23 protein-coding genes, 3 tRNA genes and 3 other RNA genes are annotated in these 26459 nt (G+C 43.4%); 27 read left to right on the top strand and 2 right to left on the bottom strand.

Features of this window, described 5'->3' with window-relative positions:
- Positions 1-141: 141 nt before the first annotated feature.
- Positions 142-885 carry a type 2 GTP cyclohydrolase I gene (locus SC428_RS18405; RefSeq protein WP_070925040.1) on the top strand — a complete coding sequence of 248 codons (744 nt, stop codon included), beginning with the start codon at positions 142-144 and terminating at the stop codon, positions 883-885.
- 57 nt (positions 886-942) lie between these two features.
- Here the strand turns inward: SC428_RS18405 and SC428_RS18400 are convergent, their stop codons facing one another.
- Complete coding sequence (locus tag SC428_RS18400) at positions 943-2070, bottom strand: multidrug effflux MFS transporter (RefSeq protein WP_140187562.1); 1128 nt, start codon at positions 2068-2070, stop codon at positions 943-945.
- A 103-nt stretch (positions 2071-2173) separates the two neighbouring features.
- Between SC428_RS18400 and SC428_RS18395 the strand changes: the two genes are divergently transcribed.
- A complete protein-coding gene (locus tag SC428_RS18395) occupies positions 2174-2944 on the top strand; it encodes an AraC family transcriptional regulator (protein ID WP_140182900.1) in 771 nt (256 codons plus the stop codon).
- 59 nt (positions 2945-3003) lie between these two features.
- Here the strand turns inward: SC428_RS18395 and SC428_RS18390 are convergent, their stop codons facing one another.
- On the bottom strand, positions 3004-4290 hold the full coding sequence (locus SC428_RS18390; RefSeq protein WP_070925038.1) for a citrate synthase: 1287 nt from the start codon (positions 4288-4290) through the stop codon (positions 3004-3006).
- Between the two features lie 741 nt (positions 4291-5031).
- On the opposite strand from SC428_RS18390, the gene sdhC reads away from it, so the two are divergent.
- The 25 genes from sdhC to SC428_RS18265 all read left to right on the top strand — a co-directional run bounded on the left by sdhC (position 5032) and on the right by SC428_RS18265 (position 26132).
- Positions 5032-5421 (top strand): succinate dehydrogenase cytochrome b556 subunit, encoded by a 390-nt coding sequence (sdhC, locus tag SC428_RS18385; RefSeq protein WP_140182901.1) that lies wholly within the window; start codon positions 5032-5034, stop codon positions 5419-5421.
- The gene (gene sdhD, locus SC428_RS18380) at positions 5415-5759 is read left to right on the top strand and encodes a succinate dehydrogenase membrane anchor subunit (RefSeq protein ID WP_070925036.1); all 345 of its coding nucleotides are present in this window, start codon (positions 5415-5417) and stop codon (positions 5757-5759) included. The genes sdhC and sdhD overlap by 7 nt, the downstream gene beginning before the upstream one ends.
- Entirely contained in the window at positions 5760-7526 is a 1767-nt protein-coding gene (gene sdhA / locus SC428_RS18375) for a succinate dehydrogenase flavoprotein subunit (RefSeq protein ID WP_140182902.1), read from the top strand.
- Between the two features lie 35 nt (positions 7527-7561).
- Complete coding sequence (locus SC428_RS18370; RefSeq protein WP_070925035.1) at positions 7562-8278, top strand: succinate dehydrogenase iron-sulfur subunit; 717 nt, start codon at positions 7562-7564, stop codon at positions 8276-8278.
- A gap of 307 nt (positions 8279-8585) precedes the next feature.
- The gene (sucA, locus tag SC428_RS18365; RefSeq protein WP_140182903.1) at positions 8586-11393 is read left to right on the top strand and encodes a 2-oxoglutarate dehydrogenase E1 component; all 2808 of its coding nucleotides are present in this window, start codon (positions 8586-8588) and stop codon (positions 11391-11393) included.
- Positions 11394-11407: 14 nt separating this feature from the next.
- Positions 11408-12625 carry a 2-oxoglutarate dehydrogenase complex dihydrolipoyllysine-residue succinyltransferase gene (gene odhB / locus SC428_RS18360; RefSeq protein ID WP_070925034.1) on the top strand — a complete coding sequence of 406 codons (1218 nt, stop codon included), beginning with the start codon at positions 11408-11410 and terminating at the stop codon, positions 12623-12625.
- A gap of 133 nt (positions 12626-12758) precedes the next feature.
- Positions 12759-13925 (top strand): ADP-forming succinate--CoA ligase subunit beta, encoded by a 1167-nt coding sequence (gene sucC, locus SC428_RS18355; protein ID WP_070925033.1) that lies wholly within the window; start codon positions 12759-12761, stop codon positions 13923-13925.
- Positions 13925-14797 carry a succinate--CoA ligase subunit alpha gene (sucD, locus tag SC428_RS18350; RefSeq protein ID WP_070925032.1) on the top strand — a complete coding sequence of 291 codons (873 nt, stop codon included), beginning with the start codon at positions 13925-13927 and terminating at the stop codon, positions 14795-14797. Before sucC ends, sucD begins: the two co-directional genes overlap by 1 nt.
- A 1105-nt stretch (positions 14798-15902) precedes the next feature.
- Complete coding sequence (gene cydA, locus SC428_RS18345) at positions 15903-17471, top strand: cytochrome ubiquinol oxidase subunit I (protein ID WP_070925031.1); 1569 nt, start codon at positions 15903-15905, stop codon at positions 17469-17471.
- A gap of 14 nt (positions 17472-17485) precedes the next feature.
- The gene (gene cydB, locus SC428_RS18340; RefSeq protein ID WP_070925030.1) at positions 17486-18625 is read left to right on the top strand and encodes a cytochrome d ubiquinol oxidase subunit II; all 1140 of its coding nucleotides are present in this window, start codon (positions 17486-17488) and stop codon (positions 18623-18625) included.
- A gap of 12 nt (positions 18626-18637) precedes the next feature.
- Positions 18638-18751: a cytochrome bd-I oxidase subunit CydX gene (gene cydX / locus SC428_RS18335; RefSeq protein WP_008912071.1), complete on the top strand. Its 114-nt coding sequence runs from the start codon at positions 18638-18640 to the stop codon at positions 18749-18751.
- A gap of 6 nt (positions 18752-18757) precedes the next feature.
- A complete protein-coding gene (ybgE, locus tag SC428_RS18330; protein ID WP_070925029.1) occupies positions 18758-19045 on the top strand; it encodes a cyd operon protein YbgE in 288 nt (95 codons plus the stop codon).
- A gap of 135 nt (positions 19046-19180) precedes the next feature.
- Positions 19181-19576, top strand: coding sequence for a tol-pal system-associated acyl-CoA thioesterase (gene ybgC, locus SC428_RS18325; protein ID WP_070925028.1), 396 nt, complete (start codon positions 19181-19183; stop codon positions 19574-19576).
- A complete protein-coding gene (gene tolQ, locus SC428_RS18320) occupies positions 19573-20256 on the top strand; it encodes a Tol-Pal system protein TolQ (protein WP_070925027.1) in 684 nt (227 codons plus the stop codon). Before ybgC ends, tolQ begins: the two co-directional genes overlap by 4 nt.
- 17 nt (positions 20257-20273) lie before the next feature.
- A complete protein-coding gene (gene tolR, locus SC428_RS18315) occupies positions 20274-20696 on the top strand; it encodes a colicin uptake protein TolR (RefSeq protein WP_070925026.1) in 423 nt (140 codons plus the stop codon).
- A gap of 37 nt (positions 20697-20733) precedes the next feature.
- Positions 20734-21852: a cell envelope integrity protein TolA gene (gene tolA, locus SC428_RS18310; RefSeq protein ID WP_140187558.1), complete on the top strand. Its 1119-nt coding sequence runs from the start codon at positions 20734-20736 to the stop codon at positions 21850-21852.
- Positions 21853-21991: 139 nt separating this feature from the next.
- Entirely contained in the window at positions 21992-23284 is a 1293-nt protein-coding gene (gene tolB, locus SC428_RS18305) for a Tol-Pal system beta propeller repeat protein TolB (RefSeq protein WP_070925024.1), read from the top strand.
- A gap of 42 nt (positions 23285-23326) precedes the next feature.
- Positions 23327-23824 carry a peptidoglycan-associated lipoprotein Pal gene (gene pal, locus SC428_RS18300; protein WP_070925023.1) on the top strand — a complete coding sequence of 166 codons (498 nt, stop codon included), beginning with the start codon at positions 23327-23329 and terminating at the stop codon, positions 23822-23824.
- 22 nt (positions 23825-23846) lie between these two features.
- Positions 23847-24623: a cell division protein CpoB gene (gene cpoB / locus SC428_RS18295; protein WP_140187557.1), complete on the top strand. Its 777-nt coding sequence runs from the start codon at positions 23847-23849 to the stop codon at positions 24621-24623.
- 452 nt (positions 24624-25075) lie between these two features.
- Positions 25076-25151, top strand: a tRNA-Lys gene (locus SC428_RS18290).
- A 159-nt stretch (positions 25152-25310) separates the two neighbouring features.
- A tRNA-Lys gene (locus SC428_RS18285) sits at positions 25311-25386 on the top strand.
- A gap of 160 nt (positions 25387-25546) precedes the next feature.
- Positions 25547-25622 (top strand) — tRNA-Lys (locus SC428_RS18280).
- 43 nt (positions 25623-25665) lie between these two features.
- Positions 25666-25793: non-coding RNA, RtT sRNA (locus SC428_RS18275), on the top strand.
- A 43-nt stretch (positions 25794-25836) separates the two neighbouring features.
- Positions 25837-25964: non-coding RNA, RtT sRNA (locus SC428_RS18270), on the top strand.
- Positions 25965-26007: 43 nt separating this feature from the next.
- A non-coding RNA gene (locus SC428_RS18265) (RtT sRNA) lies at positions 26008-26132 on the top strand.
- The last annotated feature ends 327 nt before the right edge of the window (positions 26133-26459 follow it).

The following is a 26459-nucleotide window of genomic DNA, read 5'->3' as shown; positions in this document are numbered from 1 at the left end:
TTCGTCCAATTATTATTGGTAGCAATAAATAAGCCAAAATTAGCCATTTCTTTTTATGCTCTGGGCTTATAAGCTAGAGAGATAATATCGATCATTATTACCTCTATGCGTCGATAAGTGATGCAGTAAAAAGGATAGATTATGCGTAATTTAGCGTTGGAAGAACTTATCAATAATGAGTTGAAAATCAGTGAATACCAAGACTATGCGCCTAACGGCTTACAAGTTGAAGGCCGTTCTCATGTACAAAAAATTGTCACTGGTGTAACCGCTTGCCAAGCGCTTTTAGATAAAGCGGTAGAGATGGAAGCTGATGCTATTATTGTTCACCATGGCTATTTTTGGAAAAATGAGCCATCAGTGATTAAGGGGATGAAAAGAAAGCGTCTAAAAACCTTACTGGAAAATGACATCAACCTTTATGGTTATCATTTACCGTTAGATGCACATCATCAGCTGGGTAACAATACTCAGTTAGCCCATTTGATGGGGGTTAAAATTGATGGTCATATCGACCCATTGATGCCATTTGGGTATTTTGATCAGCCGATAACACCAGCTGAATTAAATGAGCGTTTAGAAAGCCGCCTTGGCCGCAAGCCATTACATTGTGGTGATACAGGTAAACAAGAGATACGCCAAATTGCATGGTGTACTGGGGGTGGGCAGGGCTTTATATTACAAGCCGCTGAATTTGGTGTGGATGCGTTTGTTACTGGTGAAGTGTCTGAGCAAACTATTCATATTGCAAGGGAAATGGGGATCCATTTTTATTCAGCAGGCCATCATGCAACAGAACGCTATGGCATTAAAGCTCTGACAAAATGGCTAGTGGATCATCATAATTTAGACGCAACATTCGTTGATATTGATAATCCAGCTTAATACCGTTAGTTAAAAAATAGAAAGGAGCAGCGTGTGCGACTACACTGCTCCTTATCATTATTGAGTGCGATAACGGAGGGCGAACAGAAATAATACAGCTCCTGACACCACTAAAACACCACCTAAGTGCTGGCTCCAACCCGCAATCATTAGGCCGACTGCCAATCCAATATAGTAAAGTAATCCTAAAATCGCGCCTGCGGTTCCTTTTCTATCTGCATAACGGTTTAGAGCGTGAGCAAGGACATTTGGAATGGCAATTCCGTAGCCGATCACAATCCCCATAACGGGCAAAATAAACCAAGCAGAGTGGATCAGTATATAAACCATACAGCCACTAACTAGAGAAATGACACTTGATAGTTTTACGAGCCTCTCTGGTGTCCATTTTTTAGCCAGTAAATAACGATTTAAGATTGAACCCACACCAACACCAATGGCTAATAAAACTCCAGTTAGGCCAAATTGTTGCTGAGAGAGCATTAATTGCTCAAAATGAAAGGGTGCCAGTTGGTAATAACTGAATAAATTAATGTTAAAAAATGCTATTAAGATCACATTTTTGAGAATTTCTTTATCCCTAATCATGGCCAATAAAGTGCTCAAAAATGGGTGATGTATCACATTTTCGGGTCGAGTTTCGGGTAACCGGTAACATGACCATAACAATAATACGATAGCTAAAATCGCTAAGCCCATGAACACGGCTTGATATCCACCATAACCGACTAATATTGCACCAGCTACCATCCCTAAAGCAGGGCTAATGGCGAGAGCGATCCCCATAATGGAGAAAACTTTTGCTAATTCATGGCCTTGGTAACTATCACGCATAGCAGTTTGAGTGCCAATAGAGCCTACTGCGGCACCAAAAGCAGATAGCATGCGTATTAATAACAGCAGATAAAAATGCGTAATAAATAATGCGCCAACAGAAGCAGCTGCATAGATCAGCAAGCCTGCAAGTATTGTTGGGCGTCGACCGATGATGTCACACATTCTTCCCCAAAATACGACACCTAATGCAAATGCAAAGAAATAGAGCGAAAGCGTTTGAGAAGCTTGTTCTGCATTGACGCTGAATGCACTCGCAATATCGGTTAATGCTGGGCTGTATATGGTTTCAACAATTTGTGGAAACATCATTAGGGCTACAGCCAACCATAATGAAAGTGAATGTTTCATTGTGTATTTTCCTACTCTGGTAATGAATGGCGAGTAGTTTAGTTGCAATTTTGCTGTCTTATTACAATAATAAAGACAATAAATATCAAAAAACGGACATGATATGGCATGGCTTAATCAGCAAGATAAGTTTGAAACCCATTGGTATAGTGCCCCTATACTGGGTATTGCCGCTGAAATGGGTCAACACGATTCCGGTTTACATGCGCATGATATGGGGCAGTTATTGTTTACCCAGCAAGGCTGCATTCTCATTTCACTGGAAAATCGTTTGTCGCTATTGCCCCCAGGGCGTGTAGCATGGATCCCGCCGCATGTGATCCATAGAGCGCAAATGCGCTCTTCGGTTGGTTATCGGTCAGTGTATCTTAGCGCTCAATATGCCAATCAAATTGGCCATGAGGTGATGATTTTATCAGTGACGCCTTTACTCAGAGAGGTGCTGGAGCGTATTGCCATCGCACCTTTTGATAGTCAATGGCAACATGGACGATTGGCTAATTTATTACCTGTGTTTATTGATGAATTAAAATCAGCCAGTAAAGAACCTACATTATTAGCCATTCCACAAGATCGTCGCATGAAAGGTCTCAATATGGAGCAATTACCTCCAACCTTGATAGAACTGGCAAAAACAATAGGTGCTAGTGAAAAGACGATCACGCGTATTTTCTTACGTGAAACAGGAGTTAGTTATCAAACTTGGCGCCAACAATGGCGATTTATCAAGGCAATAGAGTTGTTAGCGCAAGGGAAACCCTACCATTTTATTACTCAAGAATTGGGGCTGACGAGTGATAGCGCATTGATTAGTTTCTTTCGAAAAATGAGTGGGGTTACACCAAGGGAATATCAACATTCTTATGAGACATAATGCAGAAAAGCCCCATTTTAGGGGCTTTGATAGTGTAGGGGATAGATTTAGTTAGAATATTATTTTTTTGATAAATTAGTATTAAATTCACGTTTGCCATAGCCAGTATAGAGCTGGCGAGGACGAGCAATTTTTAAACCATCATCATGCATTTCGTTCCAATGTGCGATCCAACCGATAGTACGGGCAATTGCAAAGATCACAGTGAACATAGATGAAGGAATACCCATAGCTTTCAGAATGATACCTGAGTAGAAGTCAACGTTCGGGTACAGTTTCTTCTCAATGAAGTACGGGTCGTTTAGGGCAATACGTTCTAGCTCCATTGCCACTTCTAATAGGCTGTCATTCAGGCCGAGTTCATTGAGAACTTCATGGCAGGTTTCACGCATTACAGTTGCACGTGGGTCATGGTTTTTATAAACGCGGTGACCGAAGCCCATCAGGCGGAAAGAGTCATTTTTGTCTTTCGCACGTTCGATAAAGGCTGGGATGTGTTCAACGGTTTGGATCTCTTCCAACATACGTAGGCAAGCTTCGTTAGCACCACCATGAGCAGGTCCCCATAGCGATGCAATACCCGCTGCAATACAAGCAAATGGGTTAGCACCGGAAGAACCAGCAGTACGTACGGTTGAGGTTGATGCGTTTTGTTCGTGATCAGCATGGAGGATTAAGATGCGATCCATAGCGCGTTCAAGTACCGGGTTAACTTTGTACTCTTCACAAGGTGTTGAGAACATCATGTACAAGAAGTTGCCTGCATAGGACAGATCATTACGTGGATAAACAAACGGTTGGCCGATTGAATATTTATAACACATTGCAGCGACTGTTGGCATTTTAGACAGCAGACGATAAGCGGTAATTTCGCGATGGCGTGGGTTATTAACATCCAGTGCATCGTGATAGAAAGCCGCTAGTGCACCTGTTACACCACATAGAACAGCCATTGGGTGTGAGTCACGGCGGAAACCATTAAGCATGCGAGTGATCTGCTCATGGATCATGGTATGGCGAGTTACTGTATTTTTGAATGTTTCATATTGTTCTTGAGTAGGTGCTTCGCCGTACAGCAGGATATAGCAGACTTCAAGGTAAGAGGCTTCGGTTGCCAACTGGTCAATTGGATAGCCGCGGTGTAGCAAAATGCCTTTATCGCCATCAATATATGTGATTTTTGATTCACATGAGGCAGTAGAGGTAAATCCAGGATCGTATGTATAAAACCCTTTTGAACCTAAAGTTCGGACATCGATAACGTCTTGACCGAGTGTAGGGGATAGAATGTCTAGTTCAATTGTACTTGCACTCTCAGTCGTTAGCTTAGCTTTGTTATCAGCCATTTACGGTCTCCTTAGCGCTTGATAATCAACACCCAACAACCAGTGCACAGCGTTATACTCGTTATCCTTCAAGTTGCAGCGTTGTTGATTACGCTCGCTGGCGCGAGTCACATAATTTCTTATGTTTCTCGTACCTTATTCACTTTTCGCCTAACCGCAACTCGAGTGATTTAGAGTATATACTGTGTCTTTATGCATTGTTCTACCGGTGTGTTGTGGAAATCAGCTAGCAATCACATTAAATTCTGAAACCGGACGACCAATGACAATGTTTTTTAGGTTGTTTACAAGTGTGTAGATGTTATGTTCTTTTTGTCGTTTTCCCTACAATATCATTATTTTTAGTAAGGGAAACAACTTTCATAACTTTTGTTTTTTCTTTCACGCCGTTTGAGATATTGGCGACGTTCAGATAATTCTACCAGCCATATATGTAAGATAAATGTTGAATCATTGTCAAATAAGATAAGCACATTTATGCAAAATGTTTAAATCGTGATCCCTCTCACTGTTCGGGCTAAATGTCTCCAAACATTTTGTGTGGGAATTGTAATAGCTATGTGAAGACTTTATACTTGGCGGCAGGTCTCCGGATTACCCTGATGTAGGAGTTCCAGCGTAATCAGTATGCAACTCTATTTGAACATGATGGATTAACGTTTAGCTTAAGTTGCATTTTCTACCCCTGTCGCTGTCTGTTTCCGCCCCAGGTCCGGAGGAAGGAAAATAATAAAGAGCTGTGTGGGCAAAATTGTGAAAAAACAAAGACCTGTCAACCTTGATTTGCAGACGATCCACTTCCCGATCACTGCGATCTCTTCGATCTTGCACCGTGTCTCTGGCGTCATTACTTTCATCGCAGTCGGTATCCTGCTTTGGTTGTTAGGGACATCTCTCTCCTCTCCAGAAGGCTTTCAATACGCATCTGAAATAATGACTGGCTTTTTTGCTAAGTTCATTCTTTGGGGGATCCTCACTGCATTGGCATATCACATCTGTGGTGGTATTCGTCATATGCTAATGGATTTCGGCTGTATTGATGAAACGCTAGCAGCGGGTAATTCATCTGCAAAAATCACGTTTGTTATTACAATCGTTCTGGCGATCCTGGCGGGGGTATTAGTATGGTAAGTAATGCATCAGCTTTAGGCCGTACTGGTATTCAGGACTGGCTGTTAATCCGTGGCTCTGCGATCGTTATCGTACTCTACGTGTTGTACCTTGTTGGTTTTGTTGCCATCAATGATATTACCTATGAAACATGGCGTGGTTTCTTCGCATCCTCCGTGACCAAAGTCTTCACCATCCTGACGTTGTTCTCGATTTTAGTACATGCTTGGATTGGTTTATGGCAAGTACTAACAGACTATGTTAAGCCACTCGCACTACGTTTAGTGCTGCAACTGGTGATTGTTGTTGCACTGCTGGCTTACTTAATTTACGGAACAATTGTGGTGTGGGGTGCATAAATGAATCTGCCAATAAGAGAATTTGACGCTATTGTTATCGGTGCGGGTGGCGCAGGTATGCGTGCTGCACTGCAAATTTCACAACTTGGTTTATCTTGTGCCTTGTTGTCAAAAGTTTTCCCAACGCGTTCTCATACAGTATCAGCGCAAGGTGGTATCACTGTTGCACTTGGTAACACACACCCAGATAACTGGGAGTGGCACATGTATGACACCGTAAAAGGATCTGACTATATCGGTGACCAAGACGCTATCGAGTACATGTGTAAAACGGGTCCAGAAGCTATCCTTGAATTAGAACACATGGGACTGCCATTCTCTCGTTTGGATAATGGCACGATCTATCAGCGTCCATTTGGTGGCCAATCGAAAAATTTTGGTGGTGAGCAAGCTGCACGTACAGCGGCGGCGGCTGACCGTACGGGTCATGCACTGTTACATACCTTGTATCAGCAAAACCTAAAAAACCATACTACCATTTTCTCTGAGTGGTATGCCCTTGATTTAGTGAAGAACCAAGATGGCGATATCGTAGGTTGTACTGCGATTTGCATGGAAACTGGCGAGCTCGTTTACTTCAAAGCTAAAGCAACTATTTTAGCGACAGGTGGTGCAGGCCGTATTTATCAATCAACCACAAACGCACACATCAACACCGGTGATGGTGTTGGTATGGCAGTACGTGCTGGTGTTCCATTGCAAGATATGGAAATGTGGCAATTCCACCCAACGGGTATTGCAGGCGCAGGTGTTCTGGTTACAGAAGGCTGTCGTGGTGAAGGTGGTTATTTATTGAACAAAGATGGCGAGCGTTTCATGGAACGTTATGCGCCTAACGCGAAAGACCTTGCTGGTCGTGACGTGGTGGCTCGTTCAATTATGATCGAAATTCGTGAAGGTCGTGGTTGTGATGGTCCATGGGGCCCACATGCTAAGCTGAAACTGGATCACTTAGGTAAAGAAGTTCTTGAGTCTCGTTTACCGGGTATTCTTGAATTATCTCGTACCTTCGCACACGTTGACCCAGTTAAAGAGCCGATCCCAGTCATCCCAACTTGTCACTACATGATGGGCGGGATCCCGACTAAGGTAACAGGCCAAGCGATTCGCTATAACGAAAAAGGCGAAGACGAGGTGATCCCAGGTCTATTTGCTGTTGGTGAGATTGCTTGTGTATCTGTGCATGGTGCTAACCGCCTTGGTGGTAACTCACTGCTTGACCTTGTGGTATTCGGCCGTTCTGCTGGTCTCCATCTGAAAGAATCTCTAATGGAACAAGGTTCAATGCGCGATGCTTCTGAATCTGACATCGATGCTGCTATGACTCGCTTTAATCGCTGGGAAAATGCACGCACTGGTGAAGATCCTGTTGAAATTCGTAAAGCGCTGCAAAGCTGTATGCAACACAACTTCTCTGTATTCCGTGAAGGTGATGCGATGGCGAAAGGCTTGGAAGAGTTGAAAGTGATCCGTGAGCGTTTGAAAAATGCTCGTCTTGATGACACTTCTACTGAGTTCAACACACAACGTATTGAATGTTTAGAACTGGATAACTTGATGGAAACCGCTTATGCGACAGCACAAGCAGCGAACTTCCGTACAGAAAGCCGCGGTGCGCATAGCCGTTTCGACTATCCAGATCGTGACGATGCTAACTGGCTGTGTCACTCATTATATTTACCGCAATCTGAAACGATGACTCGTCGTGAAGTTAACATGCAGCCTAAGTTGCGTGAGCCCTTCCCGCCGAAAGTACGTACTTATTAATGCGTGGTGTTAATCCAGTTGCGGAGAAATAAACTATGAAACTTGAATTTTCGATTTATCGCTATAATCCGGATGTTGATAACGCACCGCGTATGCAGGATTACACGCTTGAAGTGCCTGAAGGGCGCGACATGATGCTGCTTGATGCGTTAATTCAATTGAAAGAGAAAGATCCTACGTTGTCATTCCGCCGTTCATGCCGTGAAGGTGTGTGTGGTTCTGATGGCGTTAATATGAATGGTAAAAACGGATTGGCGTGTATCACGCCACTGTCGGCTTTAACTCGTAGTGGGAAGAAAATTGTTATTCGTCCATTACCTGGTTTGCCGGTTGTGCGTGACCTGATCATTGATATGACTCAGTTCTACACCCAGTACGAAAAAATTCGTCCGTATCTTATTAATGATAATAAGAATCCACCTGCGCGTGAGAATTTACAGTCGCCGGCACAACGTGAAAAACTTGATGGTCTATATGAGTGTATTCTGTGTGCTTGTTGCTCAACGTCTTGCCCATCTTTCTGGTGGAATCCGGATAAATTTATTGGTCCGGCAGGTCTGTTAGCTGCATACCGATTCTTAATTGATAGTAGAGATACTGAAACAGACGCTCGATTAGATGATCTGAACGACGCTTTTAGTGTTTTCCGCTGTCATAGCATCATGAATTGTGTCAATGTATGCCCTAAAGGACTAAATCCAACGAAAGCTATCGGTCATATTAAATCTATGTTGCTAAAACATAGCGCGTAGAACCGGTTTTTACCTGCGGTACTTATGTGCCGCAGGCTGTTGAAAAGTAATAAATCCAAAAGTAAAAAAGTGAAAGTAAAAGCCAAACTGCAAAAAAAGATGAAGACGCGAGCTGACTCAAGGGACCTTTAAAAACCGCAGCCAGTTTTTAAAGGTTCCTTAGAAGGGGAGCCCGGAGTGATAAAGGGAAACCCAAAGTGAGAACATGCATAAAGCACGTCCAGAAGAACCTTTATCGAGGCCGCTTAAACGCGGCAATTAGTTAACCACGGCGAAAACTAAAGCTGTAAAAGCTTAAGGGATCACAATGCAGAACGGCGTAATGAAGGACTGGCTGGATTCGAGCTTTCTGGCAGGCGCGAACCAGACTTACATAGAACAGCTCTATGAAGATTATCTAACTGACCCCAATTCTGTTGATGCTGGCTGGAGAGAAATCTTTCAGCAACTGCCTGGTGCAGGCACCAACTCTGAGCAATTTCACTCGCAAGCACGCGATTATTTCCGTCGCTTAGCGAAAGACTCTACTCGTTATCATACCTCTGTTAGCGACCCAGCTATCGATGCAAAACAAGTGAAAGTTTTGCAATTGATTAACGCATTCCGCTTCCGCGGACATCAAAACGCAAATCTTGATCCATTAGGTTTATGGAAACGTGAATCTGTTCCAGATTTAGATCCAGCGTTCCATAACTTAACGAAAGAAGATTTCGACGAGACATTCAACGTGGGTTCTTTTGCTATCGGCAAAGAAACCATGAAACTTAGCGACCTATACGATGCCCTGAAGCGCATTTATTGCGGTTCAATTGGTGCTGAATATATGCATATCACGAATACAGAGGAAAAACGTTGGATCCAACAACGCCTTGAATCAGTGAATGTTGCTGAGCAATTTTCGAAAGAAGAAAAACGTCGCTTCTTAGCTGAATTAACCGCAGCAGAAGGGCTTGAGCGTTATTTAGGCGCAAAATTCCCGGGGGCAAAACGTTTCTCATTGGAAGGTGGTGACTCACTTATTCCAATGCTGAAAGATCTGATCCACCATGCGGGCAAACAAGATACACGTGAAGTCGTACTGGGTATGGCTCACCGTGGTCGTCTTAACGTTTTAATTAACATCTTAGGTAAAAAACCTGCTGAATTATTTGATGAGTTCGCAGGCAAACACAAAGACCACTCAAGTGCAGGTGACGTTAAATATCACCAAGGTTTCTCTTCGGATTTCGAAACCGCAGGTTCGCGTGTTCACTTAGCATTAGCATTTAACCCATCTCACCTTGAGATTGTCAGCCCAGTAGTTATTGGTTCAGTACGTGCTCGCCGCGATCGCCTTGATGAAGGTCGCAGCAACATGGTTCTACCAATCACTATTCACGGTGACTCAGCAGTAACGGGTCAAGGTGTTGTTCAAGAAACATTGAACATGTCTCAAGCTCGTGGTTATGAAGTTGGCGGCACCATGCGTATCGTCATTAACAACCAAATTGGTTTTACGACTTCAAACCCGAAAGATACACGTTCAACTGAGTACTGCACCGACATCGTGAAAATGGTTCAAGCACCTATTTTCCACGTCAATGCAGATGATCCAGAAGCCGTTGCTTTTGTAACTCGCTTAGCACTTGATTTCCGTAATACGTTTAAACGCGATGTGATGATTGACCTCGTGTGCTACCGTCGTCATGGTCATAACGAAGCTGATGAGCCAAATGCAACTCAGCCAATTATGTATCAAAAAATCAAAAAACATCCGACACCACGTAAAATCTATGCGGATCGTTTAATTGAAGCAGGCGTTGTTACAGCGGATGAAGTGACTGAAATGGTTAACTTGTACCGTGACGCGTTAGACCGAGGTGATTGCGTCGTTGAAGAATGGCGTGAAATGGGTCTGCATTCCTATACATGGGAACCGTACCTAAATCATGATTGGAACGAAGAGTATAAATCCACCTTCGATCCAAAGCGTCTGCAAGAGCTAGCAGTTAAAACCAGTACTATCCCTGCTGAAGTCGTCACTCAGTCTCGTGTTGAGAAAATTTACTCAGACCGTGCTGAAATGGCGAAAGGTGAAAAACTACTGGATTGGGGCGCAGCAGAAACATTGGCGTACGCAACACTAGTTGATGAAGGTATTCCTGTTCGTCTATCTGGTGAAGATGCTGGCCGTGGTACTTTCTTCCATCGCCATGCGGTTGTACATAACCAAACCAATGGTTCCGTTTATGTTCCTCTGCAAAATATCCATAACGGTCAAGGCGTATTTAATGTTTGGGACTCTGTTCTGACTGAAAACGCGGTATTGGCATTTGAATATGGCTATGCAACCACAGAGCCACGTGCACTGACGATTTGGGAAGCTCAATTCGGTGACTTCGCAAACTGTGCACAAGTCGTTATCGACCAATTCATTAGCTCTGGTGAGCAAAAATGGGGTCGTATGTGTGGTCTAGTGATGCTGTTGCCACACGGTTATGAAGGACAAGGTCCAGAGCACTCCTCTGCACGTTTAGAGCGTTACCTACAACTGTGCGCAGATCAAAACATGCAAGTGTGTGTGCCATCCACGCCAGCTCAGGTTTACCATATGCTGCGCCGTCAGGCTCTGCGTGGTATGCGTCGTCCTCTGATTGTAATGTCACCTAAATCATTACTGCGTCATCCATTAGCGGTCTCAAGTATGGATGAACTGGCAAATGGTAAGTTCCAGACAGTAATCAGTGAAATAGATGAAATCAATCCGAAAGATGTGAAACGCGTCATTATGTGTTCCGGTAAAGTTTATTACGATCTGTTAGAACAACGTCGTAAGAACGGACAAACTGATGTCGCTATCGTACGTATTGAGCAGCTATATCCGTTCCCACATGAAGATATTCAGCAAGCGTTCTTACCATATGCGCACGTTAAAGATTTCGTATGGTGTCAAGAAGAGCCATTGAATCAAGGCGCTTGGTATTGCAGCCAACACAACTTCCGTGAAGCGATCCCTACAGGAGCAACTTTACGTTATGCAGGTCGTGCTGCTTCTTCATCTCCAGCAGTTGGATACACGTCCGTTCACCAAGAGCAACAACAAGCTCTGGTAAATGACGCTTTGAACATTGAATAATTAAAGGATAGAAAATGAGTAGCGTAGAAATTCTTGTTCCCGATCTTCCTGAATCCGTTGCAGATGCTACGGTTGCCACATGGCATAAAAAACCAGGTGATAGCGTTGAACGTGACGAAGTGCTGGTTGAAATTGAAACAGATAAAGTCGTTTTAGAAGTGCCTGCAAGTGAAGCGGGTGTGTTAGAAGCTATCGTTGAAGATGAAGGTGCAACTGTGCTTTCTAAACAACTGCTTGGCCGCATTCGTTTAGGTGATAGCACGGGTATTCCTGTGGAAGTTAAAGCTTCACAAGAAGCAACTCCAGCGCAGCGCCAAACAGCCAGCTTGGAAGAAGAGAGCAATGATGCTCTGTCTCCAGCAATCCGCCGTTTAGTTGCTGAGCACGACTTGAACCCAGCTGACATCAAAGGAACGGGTGTTGGTGGTCGTTTGACTCGCGAAGATGTTGAAAAACATTTAGCTGCTGGCAAAGCCGCTCCTGCGGCGAAAGCTGCAACACCTGCTGCTGAGCCACAAGCACCATTGGCACACCGCAGTGAAAAACGCGTACCAATGACGCGCTTACGTAAACGTATTGCTGAGCGTCTGCTGGAAGCGAAAAACAGCACTGCGATGTTAACCACATTTAATGAAGTTAACATGCAGCCAATTAAAGATCTGCGTAAGCAATACGGCGAAGTGTTTGAAAAACGCCATGGTGTACGTTTAGGCTTTATGTCTTTCTATGTAAAAGCTGCGGTTGAAGCGCTAAAACGTTACCCAGAAGTTAACGCATCAATTGATGGTACTGATGTTGTTTACCATAACTATTTCGACATCAGCATTGCAGTATCGACACCTCGTGGTCTGGTAACGCCAGTTCTGCGTGATGTTGATGCAATGAGCATGGCTGATATTGAGAAGAAAATTAAAGAACTGGCAGTCAAAGGTCGTGACGGTAAATTAACCGTTGAAGACTTAAGTGGCGGTAACTTCACTATCACTAACGGTGGTGTGTTCGGTTCTCTAATGTCTACCCCTATCATTAACCCACCACAAAGCGCAATCTTAGGTATGCATGCTATCAAAGATCGCCCAATGGCGGTTAACGGTAAGGTTGAAATTCTTCCAATGATGTACCTTGCATTATCTTATGACCACCGCCTGATCGATGGTAGTGAGTCAGTTGGCTTCTTAGTTGCCATTAAAGATATGCTGGAAGATCCAACTCGTTTACTGCTGGACGTATAGCTACATAACAGGGTAGGGGAACACCTACCCGGTCTGAAGTAACCGATGCAGTCGGTTTTGCCGGCTGCTAAATCAGTAACAATTGCAGGAGGCGAATAATCGCCTCTTCAGACTCAATTATGGATAGAACATCATGAATTTACACGAGTATCAGGCAAAACAGCTTTTTACACGCTATGGTTTGCCAGCACCAACGGGTTATGCCTGTACATCAGCAGCAGAAGCTGTAGAAGCAGCGAAAAAAATCGGTAACGGCCCATGGGTTGTTAAGTGCCAAGTTCACGCAGGTGGACGTGGTAAAGCTGGCGGCGTAAAAGTGACAAATGATATCAATGATATCAAAGCATTCGCAGAGAAATGGTTAGGCCACAACTTAGTGACTTACCAAACAGATGCGAATGGTCAGCCAGTCAACCAAATCTTAGTTGAAAATGCGACCGATATTGCTAAAGAACTGTATTTAGGCGCGGTTGTTGACCGTGGTACACGTCGTGTTGTATTTATGGCGTCAACAGAAGGTGGTGTTGAGATCGAGAAAGTTGCTGAGGAAACGCCAGAACTGATCCACAAAGCGGTTATCGATCCACTGACTGGCCCTATGCCTTATCAAGGCCGTGAGTTAGCGTTCAAATTAGGTCTATCAGGTAAACAAGTTAGCCAATTCGCGAAAATCTTTATGGGCTTAGCGACTATGTTCTTAGAGCGCGACCTTGCTCTGATCGAAGTTAACCCATTAGTGATCAATACTGAAGGCGACCTAGTGTGTTTAGATGGTAAATTAGGTGTTGATAGCAACGCTCTATACCGTCAAGCAGAAATGCGTGAAATGCATGATCCATCTCAAGAAGATGCGCGTGAAGCACAAGCTGCACAATGGGAACTGAACTATGTTGCACTTGATGGCAACATCGGTTGTATGGTTAACGGTGCGGGTCTGGCAATGGGAACCATGGACATTGTTAAACTGCATGGTGGTGCTCCAGCTAACTTCCTTGACGTAGGTGGCGGTGCAACTAAAGAGCGTGTAACTGAAGCATTTAAAATTATCCTGTCCGATAAGAGTGTTAAAGCCGTTTTTGTTAACATTTTTGGTGGTATCGTTCGCTGTGACCTGATTGCAGACGGCATCATTGGTGCAGTAGAAGAAGTAGGCGTAAATGTACCAGTAGTGGTTCGTTTAGAAGGTAACAATGCAGAGTTAGGTGCGAAAAAACTGGCAGATAGCGGCTTGAATATTATCGCGGCAAATAGCCTGACAGATGCAGCTAAGAAAGCAGTAGCAGCGGCGGAGGCTAAATAATGTCTATTTTAATCGATAAAAACACTAAAGTAATTTGCCAAGGTTTCACTGGTGGTCAAGGTACTTTCCACTCTGAACAAGCGATCGCGTATGGTACAAAAATGGTTGGTGGTGTGACACCGGGTAAAGGTGGTACAACTCACTTAGGTCTGCCAGTATTTAACACTGTTCGTGAAGCCGTAGAAGCGACTGGTGCAACAGCATCGGTTATCTATGTACCCGCGCCATTCTGTAAAGATTCGATTCTGGAAGCGATTGATGCAGGTATCAAGCTGATCATTACTATCACTGAAGGCATCCCAACACTGGATATGCTGACGGTTAAAGTTAAATTAGATGAAGCTGGCGTTCGCATGATCGGTCCAAACTGCCCGGGTGTTATCACTCCAGGCGAGTGCAAAATCGGTATCCAACCAGGCCATATCCATATGCCGGGTAAAGTTGGTATCGTTTCACGTTCAGGTACATTGACGTATGAAGCGGTAAAACAAACTACGGATGCAGGCCTTGGCCAATCAACCTGTGTTGGTATTGGTGGTGACCCAATCCCAGGATCAAACTTCATTGATATCCTGAAAATGTTCCAAGAAGATCCACAGACTGAAGCGATTGTTATGATCGGTGAAATCGGTGGTAATGCGGAAGAAGAAGCCGCAGCATATATCAAAGAACATGTGACTAAGCCTGTTGTTGGTTACATTGCGGGTGTTACTGCACCTAAAGGTAAGCGCATGGGGCACGCAGGTGCAATTATCGCGGGTGGTAAAGGTACCGCGGATGAGAAATTCGCTGCTTTAGAAGCTGCTGGTGTGAAAACAGTACGTAGCTTAGCAGACATCGGTGATGCGGTTAAATCACTGTTAGCTAAATAATTTTAGTCATTTAAATTATTTTGTTATTGGGCTCGCAAACTAATTGGTTTGCGAGCCTTTTTAATGCTCATTTTTTATTAAGGGCTAGTGAGATAATCGTTCTTCAAGACAAATGACGAAGCCATTAGCGGGGGATTTTGATAGTTAGTCATCTGTATGTATTCAATTTCTCAGCTCGTTCGGCGGTAGGCAGTCACAGTGTTATTATCAATTACGGGGCGGTAAACCGCTTACTGATGTGTATCTATTAACAAATGCGCTGGTGAAATGTTTTATTTTCAGGTTGATAAATAAAGCATTCAATATCAATAGCTAAAGGCATTAAGGCTGCGCATGCATTAGTGACATAAGCTCGTCTAGAGCCGCTGGTGACGGTGTTACGACTCTCCTTAAATCAAGGTCGATATTATCCATTGAAGAGAAGCAGCAATCTGTGTCTTTTATTGCTATCTATTTAGATTTAAATGGTGATTTTTTAACCATATAAATGACATTATGCTAGCCAATGTCTATTATCTAATAATAAGTTTGTTAGTTCTCATCAATTAATCATATATAACCACGTGTTGTAGCTTAATTGGAAAATTAATAAAATTCATAATAAAAATCAAATAGGCTAATATTAGAAATAAAATTATCTTTTTCTGAGTCTAAAAATCAAAAGTTAATTTTTTTAGGTAGTCGTTTAGAAAAATAAGAATATATGTACTATTATCAATAACAGCCATTTAACAATTAAATAACTATTAATTGATGATAAAGATAATCGCTTAACAATAGTCAAAAAATTGACTTAAATCAATTCATTAGTACTAGCATTATTTTTCTAAATTGCTTAAATTGGTGCCCGATCAAATACTCATTTTTCTATTATGAGGTATAATTATTGATATATATTCAGAATTCAAATCTGAATCACGCAAAAGAAGTTTATTGTATGTGAAGATAAGCGTACTATTATTATAGTGTCGTTAGAGTTTTTGATTTTGTTAATTATTTGTTGTTTTGAGGCATTTTTTGCTGGTAGTTAAGAGGCTTTCTTTAATTTTACTGGAAGCTGGGTTGCCGCAAGTCGGTGTCTTCCTGCTAGGAGCAAGGAGTCAAGATGTTTGATATTGTCGAACTGTCACGATTACAGTTTGCCTTAACTGCGATGTATCACTTCCTATTCGTACCATTAACGCTAGGTATGGCGTTTTTGCTTGCGATCATGGAAACGGTATATGTGCTGTCTGGTAAGCAAATTTATAAAGATATGACTAAGTTCTGGGGCAAGTTATTTGGTATTAACTTTGCTCTGGGTGTTGCTACAGGTTTGACCATGGAGTTCCAATTCGGTACTAACTGGTCTTACTATGCCCACTACGTTGGGGATATCTTCGGTGCGCCTCTTGCAATCGAAGGTCTGATGGCATTCTTCCTCGAATCTACCTTTGTTGGTTTATTCTTCTTTGGTTGGGATCGTTTAAGCAAAACTCAGCACCTTGCGGTGACTTGGTTAGTGGCTTTAGGTTCTAACTTCTCTGCGTTGTGGATCCTCGTAGCAAACGGCTGGATGCAGAACCCAATTGCAGCAGATTTTAACTTTGAAACTATGCGTATGGAAATGGTTAGCTTCTCTGAGCTAGTCCTGAACCCAGTTGCACAAGTTAAATTCGTTCATACCGTTGCTGCGGGCTACTGTACTGGTGCAATGTTTGTATTGGGTATCAGTTCTTACTATATGCTTAAAGGTCGTGACCTTGCATTTGCTAAGCGCTCATTCGCGATCGCTGCAAGCTTTGGTATTGCCGCTGTACTGTCTGTTATCGTTCTTGGTGATGAATCAGGTTACGAAATGGGTGACGTGCAGAAAACTAAACTGGCTGCGGTAGAAGCTGAGTGGGAAACGCATGCACCACCTGCGGCGTTTAACTTGATTGCTTGGCCTGATACGGAAAAACAAGAAAATAAATTTGCGATTTCGATTCCGTGGGCAATGGGTATCATTGCAACACGTTCAGTCGATACACCTGTTCTTGGTTTGAAAGACCTGATGAAGCAACATGAAGTACGTATCCGTAATGGTATGATTGCTTACGGTGAGCTACAAGAGCTTCTGGCAGGTAATAAAGATCCTGAACTGCGTAAATCTTTTGAAATTAACAAAAAAGACTTGGGTTATGGCTTACTGCTGAAACAATATGCACCAAATGTTGTTGATGCAACAGAAGCACAAATCCAAAAAGCAGTTAAAGACAGTATCCCGAACGTGGGTCCATTGTTCTGGGCATTCCGTATCATGGTCGGTGTTGGTTTCTTACTGCTGCTGATTATTGGTCTATCCTTCCTGTCTGTTGTGCGTAATCGTATCGGTCAAAACAAATGGTTACTGCGTACTGCACTGTTTGGTATTCCATTACCATGGATTGCTATTGAATCAGGTTGGTTTGTTGCAGAATATGGTCGTCAGCCATGGGCAATCGGTGAGGTTCTCCCTGTCTCCGTTGCACACTCAAACTTGACAACCCATGATCTGATTTTCTCTTTAGTCTTGATCTGTGGTCTGTATACGCTGTTCTTAATTGCTGAATTGTTCTTGATGTTCAAATTTGCGCGCAAAGGGCCTAGTAGCCTGAAAACTGGCCGCTACCACTTTGAACAGAAAAACAGCTCTGCACAAGACGTTCAGTAAACAGGAGTCCACTTATGTTTGATTATGAAGTTCTTCGATTTGTGTGGTGGATCCTAATTGGCGTACTGCTGATTGGTTTTGCTGTCACAGATGGTTTTGACATGGGCGTCGGCTTCTTATTGCCTATCTTAGGTAAAACAGATACTGATCGCCGTATCATGATTAACGCAGTTGCACCGCACTGGGATGGTAACCAAGTTTGGTTGATCACCGCAGGTGGTGCGATGTTTGCAGCATGGCCGCAAGTCTATGCCGCAGCTTTCTCAGGTTTCTATGTTGCAATGATTTTAGTGCTTGCAGCACTGTTCTTCCGCCCAGTCGGTTTTGACTACCGTTCTAAGCTGGAGAATCCAAAATGGCGTAACATGTGGGACTGGGGTTTGTTTATTGGTGGCTTCGTACCACCGCTAGTTATCGGTGTTGCGTTTGGTAACCTATTATTAGGCGTTCCATTCCAAATTGATAACCAACAATATCTGACTTATACAGGTAACCTGTTTGGTCTGCTAAACCCATACGGCTTATTAGCGGGTGTGGTTAGCTTGATGATGATTGTGACCCAAGGTGCAACTTACTTGCAAATGCGTACGACTGGTGAGCTACATCTGCGTGTCCGTAAAGCAACCTATGTTACGGCATTGCTGACGTTGATTGCATTCGCAGGGGCTGGTGCATGGTTAGTTATGGGCATTGATGGCTACGTTGTGACTTCAACTATCGATACATTAAGCGTATCAAATCCGTTGAACAAAACAGTCGAAATGGCTTCTGGTGCATGGTTAACTAACTTTAATAACTACCCTGCGTTGTGGGCTCTACCAGCTCTGGGTGTAGTTTTACCTCTGCTGACTATGCTATTTAGCAAGGCTGATAAAAATGCGCTGGCATTCGTTAGTTCATCGCTGACTATTGCTTGTATCATTTTAACTTGTGGTGTTGCAATGTTCCCATTCATCATGCCTTCAAGCATCATGCCAAACGCAAGTTTGACTATGTGGGATGCAACATCTAGCCTGTTTACTCTGCAAGTTATGACTGTTGTTGCTATCATTTTTGTTCCAATCGTACTGGCTTACACCGCGTGGTGTTACTACAAAATGTTCGGCCGTTTGGACAAAAACTTCATTGAAGGCAACAAGCATTCACTGTATTAAGGAGCATAACATATGTGGTATTTTGCCTGGATCCTCGGCACGCTGTTAGCTTGTAGTTTTGCAGTGATTGCAGCTCTTGCGTTAGAACATGCGGAAGATAAAGCCGCTGCGAAAGATGGCGAGTAATAAGTAATGCTGGTGGATAAATGCTATCAGCTATTGGATAAGGGACCGATTCGGTTCCTTATCCTTATATTAGCTTTGGTGATTGCAGGGAGCGTGATGTGGGATCCAACCCAATTCGCTGCAAAAACCAGTTCTTTCCTAATCTGGCAAGGGTTATTGCTGATTTGGGCGACGTGTAGTGCAATGATTTTTGGGGTCGGTTTTCGTCCTAATAAATTGATTTGGCGCACAGTTTTCCACCCATTACCCGCAGCCATCATTCTTATCTGGGGACTGGTAAAAGTCTTCAGTTAATCCAAAATGTCGATTATGGATCTACGGATCCATAATTTTTTTTTGATAACTTTACCCCCAAGTCATTCCAAAGCGGCATCGTCTTGAGTATAGTGGCATGGTTAATTAATTTAACCTAGGATTGGGGTGGTTGTTATGTTATTTCGTTGGCCTGTTCGCGTCTATTATGAAGATACTGATGCGGGCGGAGTGGTTTATCATGCACGTTATTTGGCATTTTTTGAACGAGCTAGGACCGAAATGCTACGGGATAAAGGTATCAATCAACAAAGCTTACTGGCTGAGAATATCGGATTTGTTGTACGAAGTATGACAACTGATTTTGTGAGAGCGGCTCGGCTGGATGATTTATTGGAAATTGAGACACAAATCGTTGATATGAAACGTGCCTCTTTAACCTTTCAACAAAGGTTGGTTGATTCACAAGGTAACCTGCTTTGTGGGGCTACGGCCCTGATAGCTTGTGTGGACACATCAAAAATGAAGCCAACAGCGCTTCCTAAGTCTATTGTCGCGGAGTTTAAACAGTGACTGACATGAATATCCTGGATTTATTCCTAAAAGCGAGCCTATTGGTTCAGATCATTATGTTCGTTTTGATCGGCTTTTCTATTGCTTCATGGGCCATCATTATTCAAAGAACCAAAATTCTCAATGCAGCCACTCGAGAAGCAGAAGCCTTTGAAGATAAGTTTTGGTCGGGTATTGAATTATCGCGTTTATATAAAGAGAGCCAAGCTCGCCGTGATTCATTAACGGGGGCTGAGCAAATTTTTCATTCAGGATTTAAAGAGTTTGTTCGTCTACATCAGGCTAATATTCATGCACCCGATGCAGTCGTAACTGGTGCAGCTCGTGCGATGCGTATTTCAATGAATCGTGAGTTAGAATCCGCTGAAGCACATATCCCATTTTTAGGTACAGTAGGGTCTATTAGCCCATATATTGGTTTGTTTGGTACTGTATGGGGGATTATGCATGCTTTTATCGCGTTAGGTGCGGTTAAGCAAGCAACATTGCAAATGGTGGCTCCTGGTATCGCTGAAGCATTGATTGCAACAGCGATTGGTTTGTTTGCAGCGATCCCTGCTGTTATGGCTTATAACCGCTTGAATTTGCGTGTTAACAAATTAGAGCAGAGCTATGACAACTTTATGGAAGAGTTTTTGGCTATTTTACATCGCCAAGCATTCTCAGCTGACAAGAAATAATACGGGGAGATAAGCGAATGGCGCGCAATAGTCGCAGACGTGAGCTGAAATCCGAAATCAATATCGTCCCATTGCTGGATGTGTTGCTGGTATTGTTGCTTATTTTTATGGCGACAGCACCGATTATCTCGCAAAGTGTGGAAGTTGATCTACCGGATGCCACCGATACACAAACAGTATCATCCAGCGATAATCCACCGATTATTTTAGAAGTTGCGGGTGTCGGCCAATACAATATGTTAATTGATGGCGAGCGTTTAGACTTGCTGCCACCAGAACAAATTGCTGCGGAGGCCAAATCCCAACTAGAGAAAAATCCTAAAGCAATTTTTCTCATCGGTGGTGCAAAAGAAGTTCCTTATGATGAAGTCATTAAGGCACTGAATATTTTGCATCAAGCAGGGATAAAATCTGTCGGCTTAATGACTCAACCCATGTAGTTTGAGTAAGTAACGATTCTTTTTTTGGAAACCAGTTGTGGGAAAGACAAAAGAGAAAAAAGATAATTTAAGGCGCTCTTTATTAACGTCAGTTGCACTGCACGTTTTATTGATTGGCCTAATTATAATTGGTTCCTTAGTATCCGTTGTCAAACTTGGCGGCGGAGGGGAAGAGGGGACTGTCATCGATGCGGTGATGGTCGACCCCGGTGCGGTTGTTGAGCAATATAACCAAATGCAACAACAAGAAACCAGCGCTAAACAAGCAGCTAAAGAACGTAAAGAGAAAGAACAAAAGCAGGAAGCTGAGTTAAGGGAAAAACAAGAGCAGGAACAAAAACGGCTGCAACAACTTGAGCAAGAGCGTATCCAAAGCGAACGCGATGCTCAAGAGCAACAAAAGCAAGCTGAACAGCAACAAAAACAAGCAGCAGAAGCCGCTAAGAAAGCCAAAGAAGAGCAAAAAATAGCGGAAGAAGCGGCTGCGAAAGCAAAAGCGGAAAAAGAAAAACTGATTAAAGAACAAGCAGCTGCAAAAGAAAAAGCAGAAGCAGAAGCGAAAAAACAAGCTGAGGCAGTAAAGGCTAAAGCAGCGGCTGAGGCAAAGGCGAAAGCTGAAGCAGATGCGAAAGCGAAAGCGGAAAAAGAAGCTAAAGAAAAAGCCGATAAAGCAGCCAAAGCGAAGGCTGAAAAAGAAGCTAAAGCAAAAGCGGAAAAAGAAGCAAAAGCCAAAGCAGCTAAAGAAAAAGCAGAAGCGGCGAAGAGTGCCTCCTCTGTTGATGATTTACTTGGCGATTTAACCGCATCAGGACCTAGCAAACAAGGTGGCGCCGCTGCCGCTGGTCAAGGTGGTGGTAAGAAGTCAGGTGCCTCGAATGCGGATGTGGATAACTATGCTGGAAAAGTGAAAGCAGCTGTCGAAAGTCGGTTTTATGATTCAAGTACATACCGCGGAAGAACGTGCGAACTACAGTTCAAAATCGCATCAGATGGTTTCTTAATCAGTATTACACCTAATGGTAATCCGGCAAATGACCCTGCGCTCTGTGATGCAGCAATCCGCGCAGCTAAATTGTCTAAATTACCAAAGCCACCAGCTGATGTGTATGAAGCGTTTAAAAAACAAGGCAGTACGATTATATTTAACCCTAAATAGGATAAGTCAGAGCTGTCTGTATTGAAATTATGGCGGCTATAGCATAAATAGTTTCTGAGATATCTAGTTTTGTTAGTATACCTTTGTTAAAATTCAGCGAATTATTGTGGTGGTGAATACCACAGTAAGGGAGATCAGGATGAAGCAGGCTTTTAAAGTAGTTCTCGGGTTCCTAATGCTATGGGCAACTGTTGCTCAGGCTGAAATCCGTATTGAAATCACGGAAGGTGTGAATAGTGCTCAACCAATAGGCGTGGTGCCTTTTAAATGGTCTGGCTCTGGTACGCCTCCACAAGAAATCGGGCAGATTGTTGGTGCTGACTTACGCAATAGCGGTAAATTTAACCCTATTGAGCCAAGTCGTATGCCACAACAACCGGGTACCGCTTCTGAAGTCACTCCTGAAGCTTGGACTGCTCTCGGTATTAATGCCGTTGTTGTCGGTCAGGTTCAACCCGCAGCCGATGGTAGCTATATTGTTAGTTATCAATTGGTTGATGTTGCCGGTAGCCCAGGTACTGTTTTATCTCAAAACCAATTTAAAGTGACTAAAGAGTGGTTACGTTACGCTGCACATACTGCCAGTGATGAAGTTTTTGAGAAGCTGACGGGTATTCGTGGCGCATTCCGTACACGTATCGCCTATGTTGTAACAAATAAAGGTGGTCAGTACCCTTATGAATTACGTGTCTCTGATTATGACGGTTATAACCAATTTACGGTTCACCGCTCACCAGAGCCTTTAATGTCGCCAACTTGGTCACCTGATGGTGAGCGCTTGGCGTATGTTACGTTTGAAAGTGGCAGTTCAGCACTGGTGATCCAGACTCTATCAAGTGGAGCTGTTCGTCAGGTGGCATCATTCCCTCGTCACAATGGTGCTCCCGCGTTTTCTCCAGATGGCACTAAGCTTGCCTTTGCTCTGTCAAAAACAGGTAGTTTAAACCTCTATGTTATGGACTTAGCAAGTGGTCAAATCCGTCAAGTGACGGATGGCCGTAGCAATAATACAGAGCCTAGCTGGATGCCAGATAGTCAAACTTTGGTCTATACTTCGGACCAAGCGGGTCGCCCGCAAATTTATAAAATTAATATTAATGGTGGTAGCCCTGAACGTGTGACTTGGGAAGGCACACAAAATCAGGACGCTGATGTTAGCCCGGATGGATCTTTCATTGTAATGGTCAGCTCCGGTGGCGGTCAGCAGCATGTCGCCAAACAGGATCTGGCAACGGGTAACGTTGAATATTTAACGAAAACGTTTCTAGATGAAACGCCGAGTATCGCACCTAACGGCACTATGGTAATTTATAGCTCCTCTCAAGGCTTGGGGACTATATTGCAGCTAGTTTCGACCGACGGGCGTTTCAAAGCGCGTCTTCCGGCGACCGATGGACAGGTTAAATTTCCTGCATGGTCTCCGTATCTGTGATGCATAATAATAATGTGTGGCAAACTATTAAGGATCAAAACGATGCAACTGAATAAAGTGCTTAAAGGGCTGATGATCGCATTACCAATCATGGCTGTCGCAGCTTGTAGCTCTAACAAAAACAATGACCAAGATGGTACGGATTCTTCTATGAACCAAACTAACACAGGTCTGTCTGCGGAAGAGCTGGCACGTCAGCAAATGCAAGAACTGCAAAATAACAATATCGTATACTTCGGTTTCGATAAATACAGCGTTTCTCCAGAATACGCTGATATGTTAGATGCACACGCAGCGTTCCTGCGCAACAACCCATCTGTTAAAGTTGTTGTTGAAGGTCACGCGGATGAGCGCGGTACTCCAGAATACAACATCGCGCTGGGCGAGCGTCGTGCTAACGCAGTTAAAATGTATCTGCAAAGCAAAGGTGTAGCAGGTGATCAAGTTTCTCTGGTTTCTTACGGTAAAGAAAAACCAGCTGTGTTAGGTCACACAGAAGCTGATTACGCGAAAAACCGTCGTGCAGTCATTGCATACTAATAGATAAGCGAAATTATCTCTTATGAACAGTAACTTCAGACATCTACTTGTAGGTCTGTCGTTATTGGTTGGCGTAGCGGCTCCTTGGGCCGCTATTGCCCAAGCGCCAATCATTAATGTCGGATCCGGTTCATCCGGTGATCGCCTAAGTCAGCTTGAGACAGCGGTTAATTCTCAAGGCCAGATCTTATATCAAATCCAACAGCAGCTCGCAGATAACCAGCGTGATATTGATACATTACGTGGACAAATTCAGGAAAGTGAATACAAACTGAATCAAGTGGTTGAGCGTCAAAAAGATTTGTATATGCAGTTAGATCAGGTAAGTGGCGGTTCTACAGCATCACCAGACTCAGCATCTGCGTCTAATTCATCCTCTTCATCAGATACTCCAACAGCCCCAGCTGCTTCTGGCGGCGGTGAAAAGGAAGATTATAATGCAGCAGTTGCGCTTGCGATGAATAGTAAGTCGAAAGCGCAAATCGATGAGGCTATCGGTGCATTGCAAAGCTTTATTAAAAGCTATCCAAAATCCAGCTATCAATCCAATGCTAACTATTGGTTAGGGCAGCTTAACTACAACAAAGGTAGCAAAGACGATGCAGCATTCTACTTTGCGACAGTAGTTAAAGAGTATCCTAAATCCCAAAAAAGCAGTGAGGCTTTATATAAAGTTGGCCTTATCATGCAAGATAAAGGGCAAAAGGATAAAGCGAAAGCGGTCTACCAACAGGTATTGAAGCAATACCCTAATAGTTCAGGTGCAAAACTGGCTGAGAAAAAGCTAAGCTCACTTTAATTGTTAACCCCGAAGAAGTTATTGCCGGATATTTCGGGGTTAACCGTATGATTAGTGTGCATTCAGTCGTTTTTTTCAAAAAAATCATTGCACCATCGTCAGAAATCAGTAATATAAGCCGCCGTTGACGCGTGAATTGAATGTTTTATTTATCGTGTAAATAAATTAAGAAGTAAGTTTTAATTTTAAGACGTGTTGTTAGCTCAATCGGTAGATTGTTGAGTTTTACAAGATGGTTGCAGGTTCGACCCGTAAGGGTAAGTCCGAAGGACTTAAATCCTGCATGTACACCAAGCCGTTTTTAGCTTTAAAATTTTAAGATGGGTCGTTAGCTCAGTCGGTAGATTATTGAGTTTTACAAGATGGTTGCAGGTTCGACCCGTAAGGGTAAGTCCGAAGGACTTAAATCCTGCACATGCAGCAAGCTGTTTTTAGCTTTAAAATTTTAGGATGGGTCGTTAGCTCAGTCGGTAGAGCAGTTGACTTTTAATCAATTGGTCGCAGGTTCGAATCCTGCACGACCCACCATCTAAAACACAAAATCAGTTATATCAGATGGGGCGTTAGCTCAATCGATAGATTATTGAGTTTTACAAGATGGTTGCAGGTTCGACCCGTAAGGGTAAGTCCGAAGGGCTTAAATCCTGCATGTACACCAAGCCGTTTTTAGCTTTAAAATTTTAAGATGGGTCGTTAGCTCAGTCGGTAGAGCAGTTGACTTTTAATCAATTGGTCGCAGGTTCGAATCCTGCACGACCCACCATCTAAAACACAAAATCAGTTATATCAGATGGGGTGTTAGCTCAATCGGTAGATTATTGAGTTTTATAAGATGGTTGCAGGTTCGACCCGTAAGGGTAAGTCCGAAAGGCTTAAATCCTGCATGTACGCCAAGCTGTTTTTTAGTATTACCATTCTAAGATGGGTCGTTAGCTCAGTCGGTAGAGCAGTTGACTTTTAATCAATTGGTCGCAGGTTCGAATCCTGCACGACCCACCATCTAAAGTAATTCACTTCCCTTAATTCCAAAAAAGATCCTTGCATATCGCACATGGAGTGCGGGTGAGAAGCTGCGTTCAGGTTCGAGCCGAGTGGAGCGAGACAGTGTTGCGCTTGCGCAACAACCCGAAGGGCGAGGCCGTAGGCCGAGTCATCCTGCACGACCCATCATCTAAAGTAATTCACTTCTCTTAACTCCAAAAAAGATCCTTGCATATCGCACATGGAGTGCGGGTGAGAAGCTGCGTTCAGGTTCGAGCCGAGTGGAGCGAGACAGCGTTGCGCTTGCGCAACGACCCGAAGGGCGAGGCCGTAGGCCGAGTCATCCTGCACGACCCATCATCTAAAGTAATTCGCTTCTCTTAACTCCAAAAAAGATCCTTGCATAGCGCACATAGAGTGCGGGTGAGAAGCTGCGTTCAGGTTCGAGCCGAGCGGAGCGAGATAGCGTTGCGCTTGCGCAACGACCCGTGTGCACGAATGATGTTTTTAATCCAACCCTAATCCTTCTTTTATACTAATTAATCACTATTCACCGCATCCCTTTAGCCACTCAAAAACCGTTTTATAAACGGATAATTCACGTATTTCCCCCTTGTTTTTGAGAGCTGACTCAAGGAATTGAATACTTATTTAGACTAGTCTAAATAAAACATTAATAACCGATCACATTGTAAAATATAAGTTATTTTATTCTGCGGTAAAAATAACATGTCACTGATCATGTAAAACTGATCCACTAACGATCATAGAAAACTGAGCCACTTGGTATTATCCGTACATTTTTGTACGGGGAATTTATGATTACCAAGGAGATATTTGTGGATATTCATGTTC

Origin of the sequence: Providencia sp. 2023EL-00965, from assembly GCF_033550225.1 — a bacterium.
GTDB classification, from domain to species: domain Bacteria; phylum Pseudomonadota; class Gammaproteobacteria; order Enterobacterales; family Enterobacteriaceae; genus Providencia; species Providencia manganoxydans.
Note: the sequence above shows the minus strand (reverse complement) of the source record. Positions and strands in the feature narration are given on the sequence as shown.

Bases quoted from the DNA above. Each gene is read 5' to 3' on its own strand.
- SC428_RS18405 (WP_070925040.1), top strand. From the start codon at position 142: ATGCGTAATTTAGCGTTGGAAGAACTTATCAATAATGAGTTGAAAATC.
- SC428_RS18400 (WP_140187562.1), bottom strand. From the start codon at position 2,070: ATGAAACATTCACTTTCATTATGGTTGGCTGTAGCCCTAATGATGTTT.
- SC428_RS18395 (WP_140182900.1), top strand. From the start codon at position 2,174: ATGGCATGGCTTAATCAGCAAGATAAGTTTGAAACCCATTGGTATAGT.
- SC428_RS18390 (WP_070925038.1), bottom strand. From the start codon at position 4,290: ATGGCTGATAACAAAGCTAAGCTAACGACTGAGAGTGCAAGTACAATT.
- sdhD (WP_070925036.1), top strand. From the start codon at position 5,415: ATGGTAAGTAATGCATCAGCTTTAGGCCGTACTGGTATTCAGGACTGG.
- sdhA (WP_140182902.1), top strand. From the start codon at position 5,760: ATGAATCTGCCAATAAGAGAATTTGACGCTATTGTTATCGGTGCGGGT.
- SC428_RS18370 (WP_070925035.1), top strand. From the start codon at position 7,562: ATGAAACTTGAATTTTCGATTTATCGCTATAATCCGGATGTTGATAAC.
- sucA (WP_140182903.1), top strand. From the start codon at position 8,586: ATGCAGAACGGCGTAATGAAGGACTGGCTGGATTCGAGCTTTCTGGCA.
- odhB (WP_070925034.1), top strand. From the start codon at position 11,408: ATGAGTAGCGTAGAAATTCTTGTTCCCGATCTTCCTGAATCCGTTGCA.
- sucC (WP_070925033.1), top strand. From the start codon at position 12,759: ATGAATTTACACGAGTATCAGGCAAAACAGCTTTTTACACGCTATGGT.
- sucD (WP_070925032.1), top strand. From the start codon at position 13,925: ATGTCTATTTTAATCGATAAAAACACTAAAGTAATTTGCCAAGGTTTC.
- cydA (WP_070925031.1), top strand. From the start codon at position 15,903: ATGTTTGATATTGTCGAACTGTCACGATTACAGTTTGCCTTAACTGCG.
- cydB (WP_070925030.1), top strand. From the start codon at position 17,486: ATGTTTGATTATGAAGTTCTTCGATTTGTGTGGTGGATCCTAATTGGC.
- cydX (WP_008912071.1), top strand. From the start codon at position 18,638: ATGTGGTATTTTGCCTGGATCCTCGGCACGCTGTTAGCTTGTAGTTTT.
- ybgE (WP_070925029.1), top strand. From the start codon at position 18,758: ATGCTGGTGGATAAATGCTATCAGCTATTGGATAAGGGACCGATTCGG.
- ybgC (WP_070925028.1), top strand. From the start codon at position 19,181: ATGTTATTTCGTTGGCCTGTTCGCGTCTATTATGAAGATACTGATGCG.
- tolR (WP_070925026.1), top strand. From the start codon at position 20,274: ATGGCGCGCAATAGTCGCAGACGTGAGCTGAAATCCGAAATCAATATC.
- tolB (WP_070925024.1), top strand. From the start codon at position 21,992: ATGAAGCAGGCTTTTAAAGTAGTTCTCGGGTTCCTAATGCTATGGGCA.
- pal (WP_070925023.1), top strand. From the start codon at position 23,327: ATGCAACTGAATAAAGTGCTTAAAGGGCTGATGATCGCATTACCAATC.
- cpoB (WP_140187557.1), top strand. From the start codon at position 23,847: ATGAACAGTAACTTCAGACATCTACTTGTAGGTCTGTCGTTATTGGTT.